Raw genomic sequence first — 16,111 nt, 5'->3', positions numbered from 1 at the left:
ATGACCTCGACCTCGTGCTCGCGCTGGTGCGGAAGGCGGTTGAAGGGCATGTGCGGGGACAGGCCGCTGGTCCCTTGGATGGTTCGCTCTCGCCGGGCCTTCGCGAAGCCGCCGCGGCCTTTGTCTGCATCAAGAAGGACGGGGTCTTGCGGGGGTGCATCGGCACCACCCTGCCCACGCAGCCCACCCTGGTGCAGGAGCTGGCCCGCAACGCGGTGAGCGCGGCCTCGAGAGACCCTCGCTTCCCCCCCGTGTCGGCAGAAGAGCTGGAGACGCTCTCGTACGCGGTCGACGTGCTGGAACCGCCAGAGCCAGTCACCTCGATCTCGGCGCTCGACCCCACGCGCTACGGGGTCATCGTCCGCGCGTCCGGCAAGGTCGGGGTGCTTCTGCCCGGCCTCGAAGGCGTGCATACCGTGGCGGCGCAGCTCGAGATCGCCTGTGGCAAGGCCGGAATCGACCCTCGAGAGCGCATCGAGATCGAGCGCTTCCGGGTGCGGCGCTACGAACGGGGGAGGTGAGACGCGGTGGGCTTCAAGCTTCGAACCCAGATCGCGGGCCTTCTGTTCCTGCTCTTCTCGCTCACGGTGGCCATCACCGGCTACTTCAACGTGAGCATCCTGTTCGATGTGATCAAATCGCTGGCCGAAGAGCAGTCGAACACCTCCGCGCTCGCGGTGACCTCCTGGATCGAGCGCGTGCTCCCTCTCGAGGGCTACACGTCGAACTTTCTCTCGATGCGCATGGCCCAGCGCAGCGACGTGGTCGACTATCTCGGACACGTGCGTGGCCTGCGTTCGTTCCAGGTCTTGACCCCGGACGGTGTGGTTCTCTGGGCCTATGGTCAGCCCGTGCCGTTTCCGTTGCACCGCGACGCGCTGCGTCAGGCGGTGCAGCAGGCGGAGCCTTTTCGTGAGCTCTGGGTTCTGACCCCGTCGGCCGACGTCGAGAGCACGCCCGTTGGCGGCCAGCTCGGGCTGCTCCTGTCGAAGGAGATCACCTACGTCTACTATCGCGCTATTCCGGACCCGACAGGAACGCGCATCGTAGGGGTGATGCGGCTGAGCCTCGTGGTTGACGAGCTGCCGCGCCGGCTTCGCATCGTTGTGCTCGGCAATGTTTTGCTGGGCGTGGTGTTTCTGGTTACGGCGTTCATCGCCATCTCGATATGGACCAAGAATGCCATCAATCGTCCGCTCGAGATGATTCTGCAGGGGCAGGAGCGCATCGGTCGAGGCGACTTCTCGGCCCACGTCTCGGTGGAGATGCCGTCCACGAACGAGATCGTGAGCATGAGCACCTCGTTCAACCGGATGAGCGCTGATCTGCGGCGCTTCCAGAAAGAGCTCGAGGTCAAGACCACCCGCATGGACGCCTTGAACCAGGAGTACCGACGGCTCAACGAGCAGCTCGAGTCGCAGGTCGACGACAAGACCCGCGAGCTCAAGGAGTTCTTCTCGGTGGTGACGCACGACATGAAGGTCCCGCTGGCGGCCATCCAGGGCTATGCCGACCTGCTGATGCGGTCGCGTCGCAATCCGCTGGACGAGAAGCAGCTGCGGTTCGTTCAAGGCATCTCGACGGCGTGCAGCCATCTCCTCGGGATGACGCGCAACATGCTCGAGTCGGTGAAGTACGATGCCGGTCGGATCACCTACTTCATGGAGGATTTCGATCTGGCGGATGTGGTGCGCGAGGTCGCCGAGCAGATACGCCAGCAGGCCGACGAGAAGTCGATTCGCTTCCGCTTCGAGGTGCCTCCCCTCTGTCGGCGGGTCGTTGGCGACAGGACCAAGATCGTGCGGGTACTGACCAATCTCCTGAACAATGCCGTGAAGTTCACGCCGGAGGGCGGCGCCATCGAGATTCGCGCGCGCGACCGCGCCAGCATGGCTGAGATCGAGGTGACCGACAGCGGTGTCGGTATCGCGGAAGACCAGATCCCGCATCTGTTCGAGAAGTTCACGCAGTTCCACACCGAGGAGGGTGCGGCGTCGAGCATCGGTCTGGGCCTCTACATCGTCCACAAGATCCTCGAGGGCCACGGTCAGGGCATCCAGGTCGTCTCCAGCCCCGGACGCGGAACGACCTTCACGTTCTCGCTGCCCAAGGCCGTGGCCACCGCTCGGGTCGAGTCGCTCGAGACGCTGGAAGGCGGCGACACGGAGACCACGGTCGCCGTGGGAGGAACTGGGCCGGAAGAGGGGGCGGGATCTCCGTGAAGATCCGTGTGCTTGTGGCTGACGACCAGGTCATGTTCCGCCAGATGATGGTGTCGACCCTGGCTGAGGAAGACGACCTCGAGGTCGTGGGTGAGGCGTCGAACGGGGTCGAGGCAGTTTCCATGTGTGAGCGCCTGCGACCGGACATCGCCCTTCTGGATATCAACATGCCCCTCATGAACGGCATTGCCGCCACCATCGAGATCGTGCGCCGCTGCAGCGAGACCAAGGTCGTCATCTTGAGCGCGTTCGACGACGATCAGTTCGTTCTCGACCTGGCGCGGGCGGGGGCCAAAGGCTACATTCTCAAGGAGAGCCACTCCGACGACGTGCTGCGCGCGATACGCGCGGCCCAGGCAGGCGAGTCGCTCTGGGAGCCCAAGGTGCAGACCAAGATCCTCCGAGAGATGGGGCGCCTGCTCGAGGAGCGCGATCGGTCTGCCGGCAGCGATCGGAGCCCTGAATCCCCGAATGACGCCGAGGCGCGTCGCGAGCGGGAGAGAAGCTTTGCGTCGCTGACGGAACGCGAGCACGAGGTGCTGCGTCTGATGGGCCGTGGCCTGAACAACCGCGAGATCTGCGATCTGCTCCACATCGGGGAGCCCACCGTGAAGACCCATGTCTCCAATGTCATGCAGAAGATGGGCTTCCGGGATCGGGTTGAGGCAGCCCTCTTCGCCGCTCGCTCGACGGGTCGCGGAGACGGCCCGCCGGCTCCCTGACGGGAGATCGCTCCCGGAGGTCGAAACCCTCCAGGCAGATCATCTGAGAGCGGTCGGGAGGGGCAGACCTGAGGGGCCATCCGGGTCTCTCAGAGACATGCGTAGAGAGAGCGTTGATCTCTCCCCGAATCATACCCCGGGATGAGGCATTCCACGTTCGACTGGAGTACGATGGGTTCTGAGGTGAGTCGCGAGATGCTGGCACTGGAAGAGTCGGAGCGCCGACCTGTCAAGAAGTCGTCCCGTGGCCAGGGCGTGAGGGGCGCCGCAGGTTCGGCCGGCTGGGAGTCGCCCACAGAGAAGACGTCGCAGCCCGCGACGCCTCGACGCCGGCGCGCTTCGTCGCGCCCCGCCAGCGAGGTGCTGGGGTTTCTTGATACCAACAGCCTCTCGGCGTACCTGCAGGAGGTCTACAAGATCCCCCTGCTGAGCGCTGACGAGGAGCGCGACCTGGCCATCCGCATCAAGAGCGGGGAGTCAGAGGCCCGCGAATACCTCATCGAGGCCAACCTGCGTCTCGTCATCAGCATCGCCAAGAAGTTCCTCGGCCTGGGGCTCACGTTCCAAGATCTCATTCAAGAAGGCAACATCGGCTTGATGGAGGCGGTCGAGAAGTTCGACCACACCCGTGGCTGTCGCTTCGCCACGTACGCCACCTGGTGGATCCGTCAGTCCATCATCCGTTCCATCGCGAACCAGGGGCGAACGATTCGCCTGCCTGTCCACATCGCCGAGGCGTTCCAGAAGTTCATCCAGCTGCAGGTGAAGTACCTTCAGGAGCACGGCCGTCAGGCGGGGCTTGATGTGGCCAGCCGGGTGCTCTTCCCTGTCGACACCGAGAAGATCCATCGCAAGCTCTGCAAGAGCCTCAAGACCGAGGTCCCTTTCGAAGACCCGCGGGTCAGGGCCAAGATCGCCGAGATGGAGCAGGCCTCGGTAGCGCGCCTGCGCGAGATCCTGGCGGTGGCGCAGGAGCCCGTCTCGCTCGAGACGCCTCTGGGTGAGGAAGACACCTGCATCGGCGACCTGGTGGCCGCCCACACCGTTCCGGACGTTCCCGTCATGCGGGTCGAGCTGGCGCGCCTGCTCGAGAACCTCAACGACCGGGAGCGCAAGATCCTGGCCTTCCGCTTCGGGCTGATCGACGGCAACATCCGAACCCTGCAAGAGATCAGTGACGAGTTCGGCATCAGCAAGGAGCGCATCCGTCAGAAGGAAGAAGACGCGCTGCGCAAGCTTCGCACGGTCATGACTCGCGAAGACTGGCTCTGACACTGCCCCTGCGAATCGCGCTCTCGTGCGCGACGTGACCTGAGCCGCTCAGCGATTGGTGCGCGGGGAAGGCGTGGGAGCAGCGGGCCGGGCTGAGGCTCCGCAGGTCGAGCGGGCGCTGCAGCATCCACGGGCACGGGCCCTGGCCAGCTCGAGGCGCTCAGACTCGGTGAGGTCGAGCGGCGCCTGCGCCCGCGAGGTCGTTGACACCCACAGGGCGATCGCGAGCACCACGCTCAGTGCTGCAGCCGCGATGATGCGGGTGGCGCCGCGCAGATGTCGAGGCCGGGGCGAACCGCTGGAAGGTGACGGCATGGCTGCTCATTCCAGCGCGTGCCCCTCATTCCCCTGCGCCAGCGCTCTCGTGGAGCGGCTAACGATCGCCCTTCCGCATCTGCGGTGCGCAACCACCGCCTTCTTCGCGGAGGAGGATTCAGGCGCACGTTAGAATAACCCACTGCGCGCGTCCCGCTCACCAGCGCACCCGCTCCTGCCCTGGCCGCGTTCGCGGCACAACATTCCGGGAGAACGACATGGTCTTCAACTTTCTGGGTCTGGGCAAGAAGACGCCCAAGCTCAAGCTCGAACCCAGGCAAGAGGTCGAGGTCGAGTTCTCCACGGGTGATGGCGTAGAGAACTTCTTTGCGCGTGTCATCGCCATCGAGCGCAAGAAGCTCGTGGTCAGCCGTCCGGCACAGAACCGCGCCATCAGTGCGCTCGAAACCGGTGCCACGGTCACGGTGACGTTCCTCGAGCCGGATCTCTCCGTGGTGAGTGCATTCGAGGCGAAGGTGGTCGAGCGCAAGGAGCGTGAGTTCGAGTTCACCCTGCCGGCCAGCGTCTCCGAAGAGAAGACGCCCATGGGCGAGGTCGACTTCTCCATCGATATCCCCATCCCGGTCGAGTACCGCGCCATGAGCACCGCCTACCTGCAGACCGCAACCACCCGCGGCATCACGAGCGCAGGCATCAACATCCTCACCAATCTCGCGATTCCCGTGAACACCTCGCTCCACATCGAGCTGCAGATCCCCAATGCGCCCACCGTGAAGACCCAGGGGCGCGTGACCAGCTCGAAAAAGCTCGTCAACGAGAAGAAGCACGTCACCGACATCGAGTTCGAAGACATCACGCAGGCTGACCGCGACGTGGTGTATCGCTACGCGCTCTTCTACCAGCAGCGCCAGATCCGCAAGCAGCAGCGCGGGGGCTGAGGCCTCTGTCAGCCAAGGTTTCACGCGCCCGCACGTTCGAGCGGGTCAAGAGCGTTGTCGTGAAGCTGGGCACGGGCATCTGCGTGCGCGGCGACGGTCGCCTCGATGGCGCCACCCTCATCGCACTCTCGCAGCAGATCACACGCCTGCGCGCGGAAGGTCGGCGGGTGGTGCTGGTGACCTCAGGCGCCGTGGGCATGGGGCGTTCCATGCTGGGGCTCGAAGGTCCGTTGCCGCTGGCTGAGAAGCAGGCGCTCGCCGCGCTCGGGCAGCCCGCCCTGATGAACGCCTACCAGAACATCTTCGGCCTCCTCGATGTGCGGGTGGCACAGGTGCTCCTCACCCGCGAGGACATCGAATCGCACGAGCGATACCTGAATGCCCGCAACGCGCTGCACGCGTTGCTGCGGCGAGGGATACTGCCCATCGTGAACGAGAACGACTCGGTGGCCACGGCGGAGATCAAGATCGGTGACAACGACAACCTGGCCGCGCTGGTCGGAAGCGTTGTCGATGCTGATCTCATCGTCAACCTGACCAGTACGGAGGGCCTCTGGCGGGGCGATCCGGCGGTTGATGCGAACGCCGAGATCGTTCGCTGGGTAGATGCGATCGATGAGACGGTCGAGGGGTTGGTTCGCACAGACAAGACCCGTCACGGGACGGGCGGCATGCTCACCAAGATTCAGGCTGCCCGCCTCGCTGCCGCCTACGGCGCGCTGATGGCCATCGTTCCGGGACGCGAGCCGGATGTGCTGCTGCGTCTCGTGGCGGGGGAAGAGATCGGAACCGTGTTCGCGCCTGGCAGCAATCCCGTGCGAGGGCGCAAGCGCTGGATCGCGCTGGCGCGCCGTCACGCCGGGATCGTCACCGTCGACGCGGGTGCCGCGCGCGCGGTTCGCGGTGATGGCCGCAGCCTTCTGGCTGCAGGCGTGACGGGGGTTCAGGGCCACTTCGAGGTGGGAGATCTCGTTCGCATCGAAGGCCCGGACGGGGCGTACGTCGGGCGTGGCCTGTCGAACTACTCGGCCGAGCAGGTCGAGCGCATCAAGGGGTTGGCCACCGATCGCCACGAGGCCGTTCTTGGCTTCAAGGGGTGCGACGAGATCGTGCACCGCGACCATCTGGTGGTCGACTGACGTCTCAGCGTCCCATCCAGGTCGGTGGACGCTTCTCGAGAAACGCGCGCAGGCCCTCGACGGCGTCGTGGCTCTGCATGAGCTGCTCGAGGTAGTCTCGCTCCACCTCGGCCAGTCGCGCGAAGAGCTCGGGGTCTCTGTGCGTGGCGCGCTTGACGTGCCGCTGCACCACCGGGCTGAGGGCGCAGATCGTGTCAGCGTGGACGCTCACCTCGTGCTCGAAGTCTGCTGGATCGACGAGATGGTTGACGAGCCCCCAGGCGTGCGCCTCCTCTGCCGTGACCTCGCGTCCGGTGAGGAGCATCTCGGCGGCGCGCGGCCACGGCAGCCGCTGAGGCAGCAGCAGCGCGCCAAGCGGCGGGATGGCGCCGACCCGGACCTCAGGCAGGGCGAGCACCGCGTCGCGAGAGGCCACGACCACGTCGCACAGGAGCAACAGCTCCATGGCCCCGCCGAGCGCGCGACCGTGCACGGCGGCCATCACAGGGCACGGGAGGGCCCACACTGCCTCAAAGAAGCCGCGCACGGCCTGCAGCATTGCGGCGACGTGCGGGGGGAGATGCTCGCCGATGTCCATGCCCGCCGAGAAGATGGGCCCTGCGCCACGGAGGCAGACCAGGCGAAGCGAATGCGCCTCGCGCAGCACCTCTGACATCTCCGTGAGCATGCGGGTGGTGAGGACGTTGACGGGAGGGTGGGTGAATCGGAGGGTTCCCACACCGTTCACGACTTGCCATTCGTATCCACGCATGGGCTTCGTCTTTCGCCCGGATCGACTCCCCCCCTTCCGGAAAAACAGGACATGACGGGTCGGGATTGAAGGTACTCACCGCCGTGAGCCGCTGAACCCTGGGGAGGTCGACATGAATACGCGAACGCTTCGATGGCTGCTGATCGCCGGGGTGATGTTCACGGCGCTCGCATCGTCAGCGAGGGTGCAGGCCGAGCCGCGGCAGACCGACCTCGCGGTCTACGTGGCGCGCGTGAAGGGCCTCTATTCAGAGGCTGAGGTCACTGGGCGCTTCTACGACTGGCGCGCCGTATCGCAGTATCGCTCGAGCGCCGGCCTGCACCTGGGCTATGACATCGCGCTCAATGCCGGACGTCAGGTTCCCGCCGGCTGGCCTGGACGTGTGGTGGGCATCATCCCCTGGACCGACAGTGAGTTCGGCGTCTGCGTCGAGGTTGCAGGGGGATATCGCGTGACCTATGGCCATCTGTACCCGCAGGTGCATGAAGGCGACAGCATCGCCGCTGGTCAGTTCGTGGGAACCGTGGCGCACGACCACGTCGACATCAAGGTGAAGAATTCCGCGGGCGGCTATATCGACTGGGGGGGAACCGTCGGGGTGCTCGATGGTTCGAGCCCCTGGGCGGCCTCGGGCTCCGCCGGTCTCCTGCCTCCGCCGCCCTGGATGAACGGGGGCCGTCTGCCCTCGGGTCTCGGGCCTGACGCCCTGGTCGAGCGCTATCGCGCGCTTGCCACCGACCTCGCGACGCGAGAAGCCGATCGCGACCATCTTCGAGAGGCCGTCCGCACCCTGTCATCTTTCATGTCTCTCGAGTCGGAGGGGCTCCCGCAGGCCGAGTCACAGATGCTGGCCTGGTACCGCGCGGTCGACAGCAACAAGGTGAGCGAGGCGCAGGTCGAGGCCCTCGACCTCACTGTCAAGTCTCGCCGCTCTCGCGTCACGCGTCTCGGTTACATGCTGGCGGGTCGGCAACGCGACCTCAGCGAGCGTGAAGCGGCCTGCAAGACCGCCGAATCTGCCGTCGATTCAACCCGTGAAGCGGCACTGAAGGCCGGCGCCACCGAAGACCGGCTCTCCACCGTGGAGCGTGAGGCGCGCAAGGCAGGGCGAGCCAAGGTCAAGATCGAGAGCAGCCCATCGCTCGACCAGCGCGTGCAGGAGGCTGAGAACCGCCTCGCCGCGCTCAAATCACGCTACCCGAGTACGTGTTCGAAGACCGATCTCGACGAGGCGCAGAAGACGCTTCTGCGGCTGCGCGCGGCGCGCGGTCTGTATGAGGTGGGCGACCGCAGCGACGCGCACGAGCTCAACTGGTAGTTGGGGCGGCCTTCGTTCCGCGTCAGTCAGCTTTCCGCGGAGACATCAGCGGGCGGTTCACGCCCCCTGGCGCCAGAGAGCGCGCAAGCGATCGCGCAGCGCCTCGCTCGGCTCCGTGCGCAGGCTGACTTCCAGTACCTCCGCGAGGTCGGCTTTCCAGCGTCCAGCGGGATGGCTCTCCAGCACGCTCACGGCTGCGTTTCGCACGCGTGTCACCGGACTTCGCAACCCCGCTGAGACGAGTGTGGGGCTGAAGAGCTCGGGGCAGCAGAGGGCTTGGAGCGCGAATGCCAGACAGCCGTGCGCGCGCCACGCATCTCCGAGGCCGAGCTCGAGGGAGGGACCGCAGGCGATCTCGTCGAGGGGAAGGTTGCGCTCCGCAAAGGCAATCAACCGTCGCTGCCGGTAGGCATCGTCGGTCTGGAAGAGCTCGAAGTAGAGAACCTCATCGAGCGGGCTCTGCTCGAGCTTTCGGAAGGCGCTGTCCCAGAGGTCGACGCCCACGGCTTCGGCCGCAGACCAGGCCAGCCTGCGCTGGGTGAAGTCATCGCTTTCATAGGCTTCCTGTACGATGTGCTTCCAGCGGTCGTGTTCGATGATGGTCGCGCACGTTGCGTCGAGCGCGGCACGACAGGCGGAGCTCCATCCGAGCGATTCGAGACGGGCTCTGCGGCTCTCGGTTCCTTGGTCGAATGTCGCGTTCCACTCCCGGATCCGGATGACGGTCGACAGTCGATGCACGCTGTCGCACCGCTTTTCGAGATGGGCCAGCAACGAGGTCACGACGCGCACACCGTGCTCGTAGTCGGACATGTCCTCTGAAGGGCCCTCGTCGTTCATCAGGGCCTCGACGATGATCGACGCACCGTCGAGCAGGGCGTCATCCGGATCGCTCACGGTCAGCGTTGTGTGAAGCGCCCCCCCGATTGCGCAGCGGCAGGCCACATACTCCGGCAGGACCTCGTTGCTGCACCCCTCGCGCAGCAACCAGGCGCGTATCTCGTCGTAGCTCTCTTCGCTCTCCTCGAGCATGTCGCAGATGCGCTCAACGAGATGAACCTTGCCCCAGCCGTTGAGGCCTCGCGCCATGCGCCACCACACCGGCAGCGGATCGGGCACGAGCCTGGCGACGGCCAGTGCGGTGAAGAGGGTGAACTCCTCGTGACGCCCTACGGTGAGGAGCATCTCGAGGTCGGATTTGTCACCGTAGAGGCCGAGCAGCAGGACGCCGAGCTTGAGCGCCTCGCACTTCGTCGCCTCGCGAACGAGGCGGCGGGCGTGGGGGGCCACGCGTGGCTCGGTGAGATCGCCCATGCGCGCCAGCTCGGAGCCCAGCGCGTCGGCGTAGCGCACGACCTGCTCGGCTCCCGCGAGGGTCACGAACTCGAGCCAGGAATCGTCTCCGCCGCTGCCTACGAGCCGGCGCAGCCCATTGGCAACGCCGTACACCTGGCGCGCTTCATCGGCTTCACCGAGCGACGCCATGTGATGCGTGGCAATGCCGTCTCTGGCGCCGCTGACCAGACGCGGACCGCTGTGTTCGCCCTCCTCTGGGAGCTCGAGCGGCGTGCTGCCATCCCAGGCAGCGATGAGCTCGTAGAGGCGAGGCATGGCAGACAGGGGGGTCAGACGGGCACTCCGATGACGCGGGCGTCGAACACGAGCCTGCCGTTTACCACGCCCTGGGTGACGAAGGTGCATCGACGCTGACGCGCCTCGGTCATCTTCGCGAGGAGGAAGAGGCGATCGCCCGGAGCCACGGTGCCTCGGAAGCGCACGTCCTCGAGGCCTCCGAAGCCGAGGAAGCGGTTCGGATCGTCGCCGCTCAGCACCTTGTACATGAAGGTCGACACCTGGGCCGCGGCCTCGAGCATGAGAACCCCGGGGAACAGCGGTCGCCCCGGCACGTGTCCCGGGATCCAGAACTCGTCGTGGCCGATGTCACGATAGCCTACAGCAATGGGTTCCGGCAGGTCTCGGAGCAAGGTGAAGATTCCCGTGACCTGCTCGAACTCGAAGCGCTGGGGCAGGTACTTTCGCAGGTCTTCAACCGTGTATTCGACTTTGGTCTGGTCGATCTCGTCGAGATTGACCATGAGCGGGGCGGCCATGAGGTCCCTCCAGGCGCGGATTGGCGACGAAATATTAGGAGCGATCGACACATCTCCTGCACCGAAGCGGCAGTCGTTTCATCTGTCACGGAGCAGCCTGGTGGAGAGGGGGGGCGCGCGCACGGGGACGGATGCAGAGAAGGCCACGTCCCGCGAGGGATGTGGCCTTCTGGCGCCGGGGATTCGGTCGTTCGCCGCGCTAGGGGTTGGGCGCGCCGTTCATGGGCTTCACGTCGATGTTGGGCACACTGGCTGAAGCGGAGGGCACTGCGCCGTGGGCGTCGACCTTCACGTCACGTTCGCCCACGATGTGCACGTTCGTGACCTGGAGCAGGCCGTTGTCGAGCGTCTTGTAGGTGACCTTCACCTGGCGACCGGCCACGACATCGGGGGGCGGGTTGTATCCGTTGCCAAACGTGAAGACCTTGAAGCTCTGGCTGCTCTCCATCACGGCGAGGTAGCTCGAGGTGATCTGGGCGCAGACGCCCGTCGAGGTGGTGGGCAGAAGGCCGAAGAACGTGAAGGGCTTCTGCACGGGACGCTGCTGGTCCGGCGGCGTGATGGTGGGGTTGACGTGCAGCATGATGGCGGGCGCGTGGGGCACCGGGATGGGCACGGGGACCACGACGTTCGTCGTGGGGAACTGGGCCCAGGCCGACCCGGCTGCCGAGGCTGTGGCCACGGTGACCGCGGTGGCGAGAACAAGTGTCGTTCTTCGTAGGAGAGACAGTGCTGTCATGGGGCCTCCCGGTCGCAACGGGCACGGTGCCTGAGGCTTGCCGTTCCGAGCGAGCGATTCAGCAGCGTGACGCTGCGACTTCCGGAGATTCCATCTCGGCGCAGTGTTTCCTTCACGGCCCTCGTCCTGAACCTACAGGTCAGGTCAGGGAGGCGCCGCACGCCGAGCAGTAGCGGTCACCAGGGGCTGCCGAGTCACCACAGCGCCCACAGACCGGCGACGCCTCGCAAGACGGCAGACCCGCGCCGGCGAGAAGCGCGCTGACGTCGTGGCCGCACGACGGACAGAAGCGGATGCCGGAGACCAGGGACGTGCCGCACCCGCACGAGATGCTGCGCACGCGCGCCTTCGACTCGGTGGCCAGGGTGACCAGCGCCTCGACGTCGCGTGCGCACGCGGGGCACGACGTGTCGCTCGAGAGCAGGGGGGAACCGCAGGGGCAGACGGTGAGAAACGGCAGGTGCGCCGATGACAGGCGCCGCGCCATCTGCGCGCGCGCGATGCGCTGCTCGAGGACGGAGATCAGCGATTCGATGTCGCGCACGGCGCGGGCCCCCGCGGCGAGCGAACGGGTCGCCTCTCCGCCGATGTCGAGCGCATCGAGTCTCTCGACGCAGGCCTTGCCGAGCTCCGACAGCTGTCGGTCGCGCTCGATGATGAGATGGCGCTGGCTCGCTCTCAGCCTTGCTAGCTCGACGGAGTGCAACGAGCGCTCGCTCACCACACGAACTGATCGGGAGACATCGGGGTCTCGAACCTTGTCGACGAAGGCATCCATGGAGTGTTTCTTCTGCACGGGGCGGGCGATCTCCGTCTGGCTCCCGGAACCGTGTGCGCGCGAGGGGAGGCAGAGGGAGCGGAGCGTCTGGCAAAGAAGAGCGTTGCAGCTCAGCCCGGAGGTGTTCTCACGTGATCAGCGAGCAGCTGAAGCCTTTCCACATCAGACCTGAGGTGCTCGATCTCAACGAGCAGCTGGTCGAGGTTCGACGAGACCTGCACCGCCATCCGGAGCTCGGCTTCCAGGAGCACCGAACGGCTGAGGTCGTAGCCCGCGACCTTCGCGCCCTCGGGTTCGAGGTGACCGAGGGCGTCGCCCGAACCGGGGTGGTGGGAATTCTGCGAGGCGAGCGCCCCGGACGCACGGTTCTCGTGCGCGCCGACATGGATGGCCTGCCGCTGCGCGAGCAGAGCGACGCGTCGTATGTGTCACAGACCGGGAACACCATGCACGCCTGTGGCCACGACGGCCATGTCTCCATGGCCCTTGCCACGGCGCGTGTTCTCGCGGGCCGCAGGCGCGGGCTCGAGGGCACGGTCAAGTTCGTCTTCCAGCCCGCCGAAGAAGGTCCCGGAGGGGCTGAGCCCATGATCGAGGCCGGTGTTCTCGACGGCCCCAAGGTCGATGTCGCCCTGGGGATCCATCTCTGGGCTCCGCTGCCGGTGGGGCAGATCGGCGTCACCCAGGGGCCCTTCATGGCCGCCGCAGACAACTTCGACATCACCGTGCTGGGCGTTGGTGGGCACGGGGCTTCGCCGCACACCTCGGTCGACCCCATCGTCGTCTCCGCGCACCTCGTCACCGCGCTGCAGACCATCGTCAGCCGGCGCAGCGACCCGTTCGAGTCGGTGGTGGTGACCGTGGGCTCGATTCACGGCGGTACGGCCAACAACATCATCCCCGATCGCGTGGTTCTCCACGGCACGGCCCGCGCGCTCGCCCCCGAGGTCCGCGACCAGATGGAGCGTCGCATCGGGGAGGTGGTGAAGGGCATCTGCGAGGCCTTCGGCGCCCGCTACGAGTACCGCTATCACTACAGCTACCCGCCCACGGTGAACGACTCCGCGGTGACCGCGCTTGTCGCCGACTGCGTGCGGGAAGCCCAGGCCGCGCCGGTGATCTGTCGCACCATGGGGGGAGAGGACATGTCGTACTTCCTCAACCGGGTGCCGGGCTGCTTCTTCTTCGTGGGCTGCGGGAACCCATCGAGGGGCATCACGCACCCGCATCACAGCCCGTTCTTCGACATCGACGAGGACGCGCTGCCCCTCGGCGTCGAGGTGATGCTGCGCGCGGTCGACGCGGCGCTGGCGGGTCGCGACCTCGCACTCGCGGCCGCTCGCGGCTGAAGACGGCGAGACATGGCGCGGCGCGGGCAGTGGAAGCCCTACGGTCAGCTCGTCGAGCTCGATGTCGAGTCGTGCGGTTCCACGGGCGAAGGCATCGCAACCCTTGACACCTACCGCTACCGCGTCTGGGGCGCCCTGCCTGGTGAGCGCGTCGAGGCCCGTATCATCGGGCGCAAGGTCGGCTGGCGCATGGCCGTGGTCGAGCAGCTGCTGCGGCCCTCTCCTCAGCGGGTGGCTTCGCGATGCGAGGTGTTTGGCGTGTGCGGCGGTTGCAGCTGGCAGAGCCTCGATTATCCGGCGCAGCTGGCGCAGCTCGAGTCTCGCGTGCGAGGGGGCCTCTCCCAGGCCGGCGTGGATGTCGATGACGCGTGCTGGGCGCCTGCTGTCGGATCAGCCCAGACCTTTCACTACCGCGGCAAGATCGAGCTCACCTTCGGCGGTGAGCCGGGGGCGTTGAAGCTCGGCTTCAACCGTCGGGGGCGCTACTGGGAGGTGGTCGATGTGCGCGAATGCCACATCGGCCCACCGGTCAATGCCGAGGTGATCCGACGCGTGCGCGCCTGGGCTGACGAGAGGGGCCTGACGCCGTATCGGCAGCGGGGTCACGAGGGCTTCCTGCGCTATCTGGTTCTGCGTCAGCAGCAGACCGTCGAGCCGAAGCGATGGCTGGCGGCGCTCGTCACCACGTCGCCGACGACGCAAGCGTGGGGGCAGGAGGCGCTGGCAGCGTCGCTGGCCGACGTCGAGCCGAGCGGGAGCCTGCTCTGGGTGAGAAGCGACACGGTGAGCCAGGCGGTCCGGGTGGAGGCCTGCGAGACGCTCCTGGGCGATGGGCGGCTCACCGAGCGCCTCGGCGACGTGACCTACACGCTGGGTCTTGAATCATTCTTCCAGGCGAACGCGGTCATGGCCGAGCGACTCGTCGCCCTCGTGCGAGAGCGGGTTCTCGCCGGACCGCACGACGTGGTGGCCGACCTCTACTGCGGCGTGGGCACCATTGCGCTCGCCATGGCGCACGATTGCGCCTCCATCGTGGGGGTCGAGTTCGTGGCCGCCGCGGTGGCCGACGCCCAGGCCAACGCCCTGGCGCACGGCTGGGAGCACATCACCTTCATCGAGGGCGCGGCCGAGCGTCACGTGTGGTCTCCCGAGACGCAGGTCATCATTCTCGATCCCCCGCGCAGCGGGCTGCATCCGAGGTTGCCACGTCGCCTTCTCGAGTCCCCCGTGGAGCGGGTGATCTACGTCTCGTGCAGCCTCGAGGCGCTCGCGCGAGATCTTGCCGTGCTGGCACCTCGATATGCCGTCGTCTTTGCCCAGTGCATCGACATGTTCCCCCATACGCCGCACGTCGAGACCGTGGTCGAGCTGCGCGCGCGACCCGACGGGGGATTGCCCGCGGCGGGCGGGGAATAACGATGCGAATGCTCGTCAGCATCGCTTCAGCCCATCAAGGATCGAGGATCGTGTCGTGATCTTTCGCTTCGAAGAGCTCAACTGGAAGGAGCTCGACGCGATGGATCGATCGCGCACCATGTTCTTCTTCCCCGTGAGCCCTCTCGAAGAGCATGGTCCCCACCTCCCCATCGGGGTCGACTACATCAACGCAGACTTCTTCGCGCGCGAGACGGCCGATGTCGTGCAGGGCCGCTATCCGGACTGGAACCTCATCCTCATCCCCGCGCTCGCCCTGGGGTCGCACGTCATCGATTACGTGGGCAGCGTGGGCATACGCCAGCGCGTGCTGCGCGATCTGCTCATCGACTACGGCGCCTCGCTGGCCAAGCACGGGTTTCGATATATCGTGCTGTTCTCTTGTCACGGTGCGCCCGGGCACATCGTCGCCCTCGAAGAGGCGTGTGCTCATGTCAGCCGCAAGTATCGCGTGCAGATGATTGCGCCGGCCGGCCGGCTCAGCATCAAGCTCTTCCTCGGCGAGTACTACGAGCGCTTCAACAAGCACATGCCCAAGCCGCTCGCCGACGAGATGCTCAAGGACATGCGCAAGGACTATCACGCCGGTCTCTGGGAGACCTCGATGATGCTGCTCTTCCGACCCGATCTGGTGAAGGATGAGTACAAGCACCTGAGTCCGGTTCTGCGTGATGCCTGGCGGGTCATCGTTGACTCTGCGGGAAGCTCGGCCGAGGGCGGCGGGTATCTGGGGCTTCCGGCCGGGGCCTCGGTGGAGTTCGCGCGCGCCTCGACCCGCGTGCTGCGCGACGAGGCGTTCAAGGTTCTCGAGCGCATGATGGCGGGAGAAGACGTGCGTCGCGAGGCCACGACCTTCTACGGGTGGATCCCCTTCCTGCGCGTTGATTTCTGGAACAACGTGCTGCTCTTCGGGGCCACCGTGGCTGTGGCGGCGGGCGCGGCTTCTTTCTGGCGCTGGTTCAGCGACGTTCTCGACGAGGCGCACAGCGGGCCCACGCGGGCCGAGAGCGACCAGCGCGGCGGGGGCCGCGATGACGAGGCGGAGGCAGGCGAGCACGACAG

16 protein-coding genes are annotated in these 16,111 nt (G+C 66.3%); 10 read left to right on the top strand and 6 right to left on the bottom strand.

Features of this window, described 5'->3' with window-relative positions; genetic code table 11:
- From amrA to EB084_07015, 4 genes are all read left to right on the top strand, one after another.
- The coding region (amrA, locus tag EB084_07030; GenBank protein NDD28003.1) for an AmmeMemoRadiSam system protein A at positions 1-521 on the top strand (521 nt) is incomplete at its 5' end.
- Positions 522-527: 6 nt separating this feature from the next.
- On the top strand, positions 528-2,222 hold the full coding sequence (locus tag EB084_07025; GenBank protein NDD28002.1) for a HAMP domain-containing protein: 1,695 nt from the start codon (positions 528-530) through the stop codon (positions 2,220-2,222).
- A complete protein-coding gene (locus EB084_07020) occupies positions 2,219-2,944 on the top strand; it encodes a DNA-binding response regulator (GenBank protein NDD28001.1) in 726 nt (241 codons plus the stop codon). Before EB084_07025 ends, EB084_07020 begins: the two co-directional genes overlap by 4 nt.
- Before the next feature lie 141 nt (positions 2,945-3,085).
- On the top strand, positions 3,086-4,216 hold the full coding sequence (locus EB084_07015) for a sigma-70 family RNA polymerase sigma factor (GenBank protein NDD28000.1): 1,131 nt from the start codon (positions 3,086-3,088) through the stop codon (positions 4,214-4,216).
- A 48-nt stretch (positions 4,217-4,264) separates the two neighbouring features.
- Here the strand turns inward: EB084_07015 and EB084_07010 are convergent, their stop codons facing one another.
- Positions 4,265-4,531: a hypothetical protein gene (locus EB084_07010; protein NDD27999.1), complete on the bottom strand. Its 267-nt coding sequence runs from the start codon at positions 4,529-4,531 to the stop codon at positions 4,265-4,267.
- Positions 4,532-4,749: 218 nt separating this feature from the next.
- Between EB084_07010 and EB084_07005 the strand changes: the two genes are divergently transcribed.
- Entirely contained in the window at positions 4,750-5,430 is a 681-nt protein-coding gene (locus tag EB084_07005; protein NDD27998.1) for a hypothetical protein, read from the top strand.
- Entirely contained in the window at positions 5,427-6,569 is a 1,143-nt protein-coding gene (gene proB, locus EB084_07000; GenBank protein ID NDD27997.1) for a glutamate 5-kinase, read from the top strand. Before EB084_07005 ends, proB begins: the two co-directional genes overlap by 4 nt.
- Before the next feature lie 4 nt (positions 6,570-6,573).
- On the opposite strand, the gene EB084_06995 is transcribed toward proB, so the two are convergent.
- On the bottom strand, positions 6,574-7,320 hold the full coding sequence (locus EB084_06995; protein NDD27996.1) for an enoyl-CoA hydratase: 747 nt from the start codon (positions 7,318-7,320) through the stop codon (positions 6,574-6,576).
- Positions 7,321-7,432: 112 nt separating this feature from the next.
- Here EB084_06995 and EB084_06990 point away from each other — a divergent pair, with 112 nt between their 5' ends.
- A complete protein-coding gene (locus EB084_06990; GenBank protein NDD27995.1) occupies positions 7,433-8,638 on the top strand; it encodes a M23 family metallopeptidase in 1,206 nt (401 codons plus the stop codon).
- Between the two features lie 57 nt (positions 8,639-8,695).
- Here the strand turns inward: EB084_06990 and EB084_06985 are convergent, their stop codons facing one another.
- The 4 genes from EB084_06985 to EB084_06970 all read right to left on the bottom strand — a co-directional run bounded on the left by EB084_06985 (position 8,696) and on the right by EB084_06970 (position 12,266).
- Positions 8,696-10,249 (bottom strand): hypothetical protein, encoded by a 1,554-nt coding sequence (locus tag EB084_06985; GenBank protein ID NDD27994.1) that lies wholly within the window; start codon positions 10,247-10,249, stop codon positions 8,696-8,698.
- Between the two features lie 14 nt (positions 10,250-10,263).
- Positions 10,264-10,749: a beta-hydroxyacyl-ACP dehydratase gene (locus EB084_06980; protein ID NDD27993.1), complete on the bottom strand. Its 486-nt coding sequence runs from the start codon at positions 10,747-10,749 to the stop codon at positions 10,264-10,266.
- 199 nt (positions 10,750-10,948) lie between these two features.
- Positions 10,949-11,431, bottom strand: coding sequence for a hypothetical protein (locus tag EB084_06975; GenBank protein NDD27992.1), 483 nt, complete (start codon positions 11,429-11,431; stop codon positions 10,949-10,951).
- A gap of 196 nt (positions 11,432-11,627) precedes the next feature.
- Positions 11,628-12,266 (bottom strand): zinc ribbon domain-containing protein, encoded by a 639-nt coding sequence (locus EB084_06970; protein NDD27991.1) that lies wholly within the window; start codon positions 12,264-12,266, stop codon positions 11,628-11,630.
- A gap of 146 nt (positions 12,267-12,412) precedes the next feature.
- On the opposite strand from EB084_06970, the gene EB084_06965 reads away from it, so the two are divergent.
- The 3 genes from EB084_06965 to EB084_06955 form a co-directional block, all read left to right on the top strand.
- On the top strand, positions 12,413-13,615 hold the full coding sequence (locus EB084_06965) for an amidohydrolase (protein NDD27990.1): 1,203 nt from the start codon (positions 12,413-12,415) through the stop codon (positions 13,613-13,615).
- 12 nt (positions 13,616-13,627) lie between these two features.
- Positions 13,628-15,031 (top strand): 23S rRNA (uracil(1939)-C(5))-methyltransferase RlmD, encoded by a 1,404-nt coding sequence (gene rlmD, locus EB084_06960; GenBank protein ID NDD27989.1) that lies wholly within the window; start codon positions 13,628-13,630, stop codon positions 15,029-15,031.
- Between the two features lie 55 nt (positions 15,032-15,086).
- Positions 15,087-16,111, top strand: a 1,025-nt coding sequence (locus tag EB084_06955) for a creatininase family protein (protein ID NDD27988.1), incomplete at its 3' end; no start/stop codon positions are given.

Source organism: Pseudomonadota bacterium (genome assembly GCA_010028905.1).
Lineage (GTDB): Bacteria > Vulcanimicrobiota > Xenobia > RGZZ01 > RGZZ01 > RGZZ01.
This window is presented reverse-complemented; position numbering and strand designations above follow the sequence as displayed.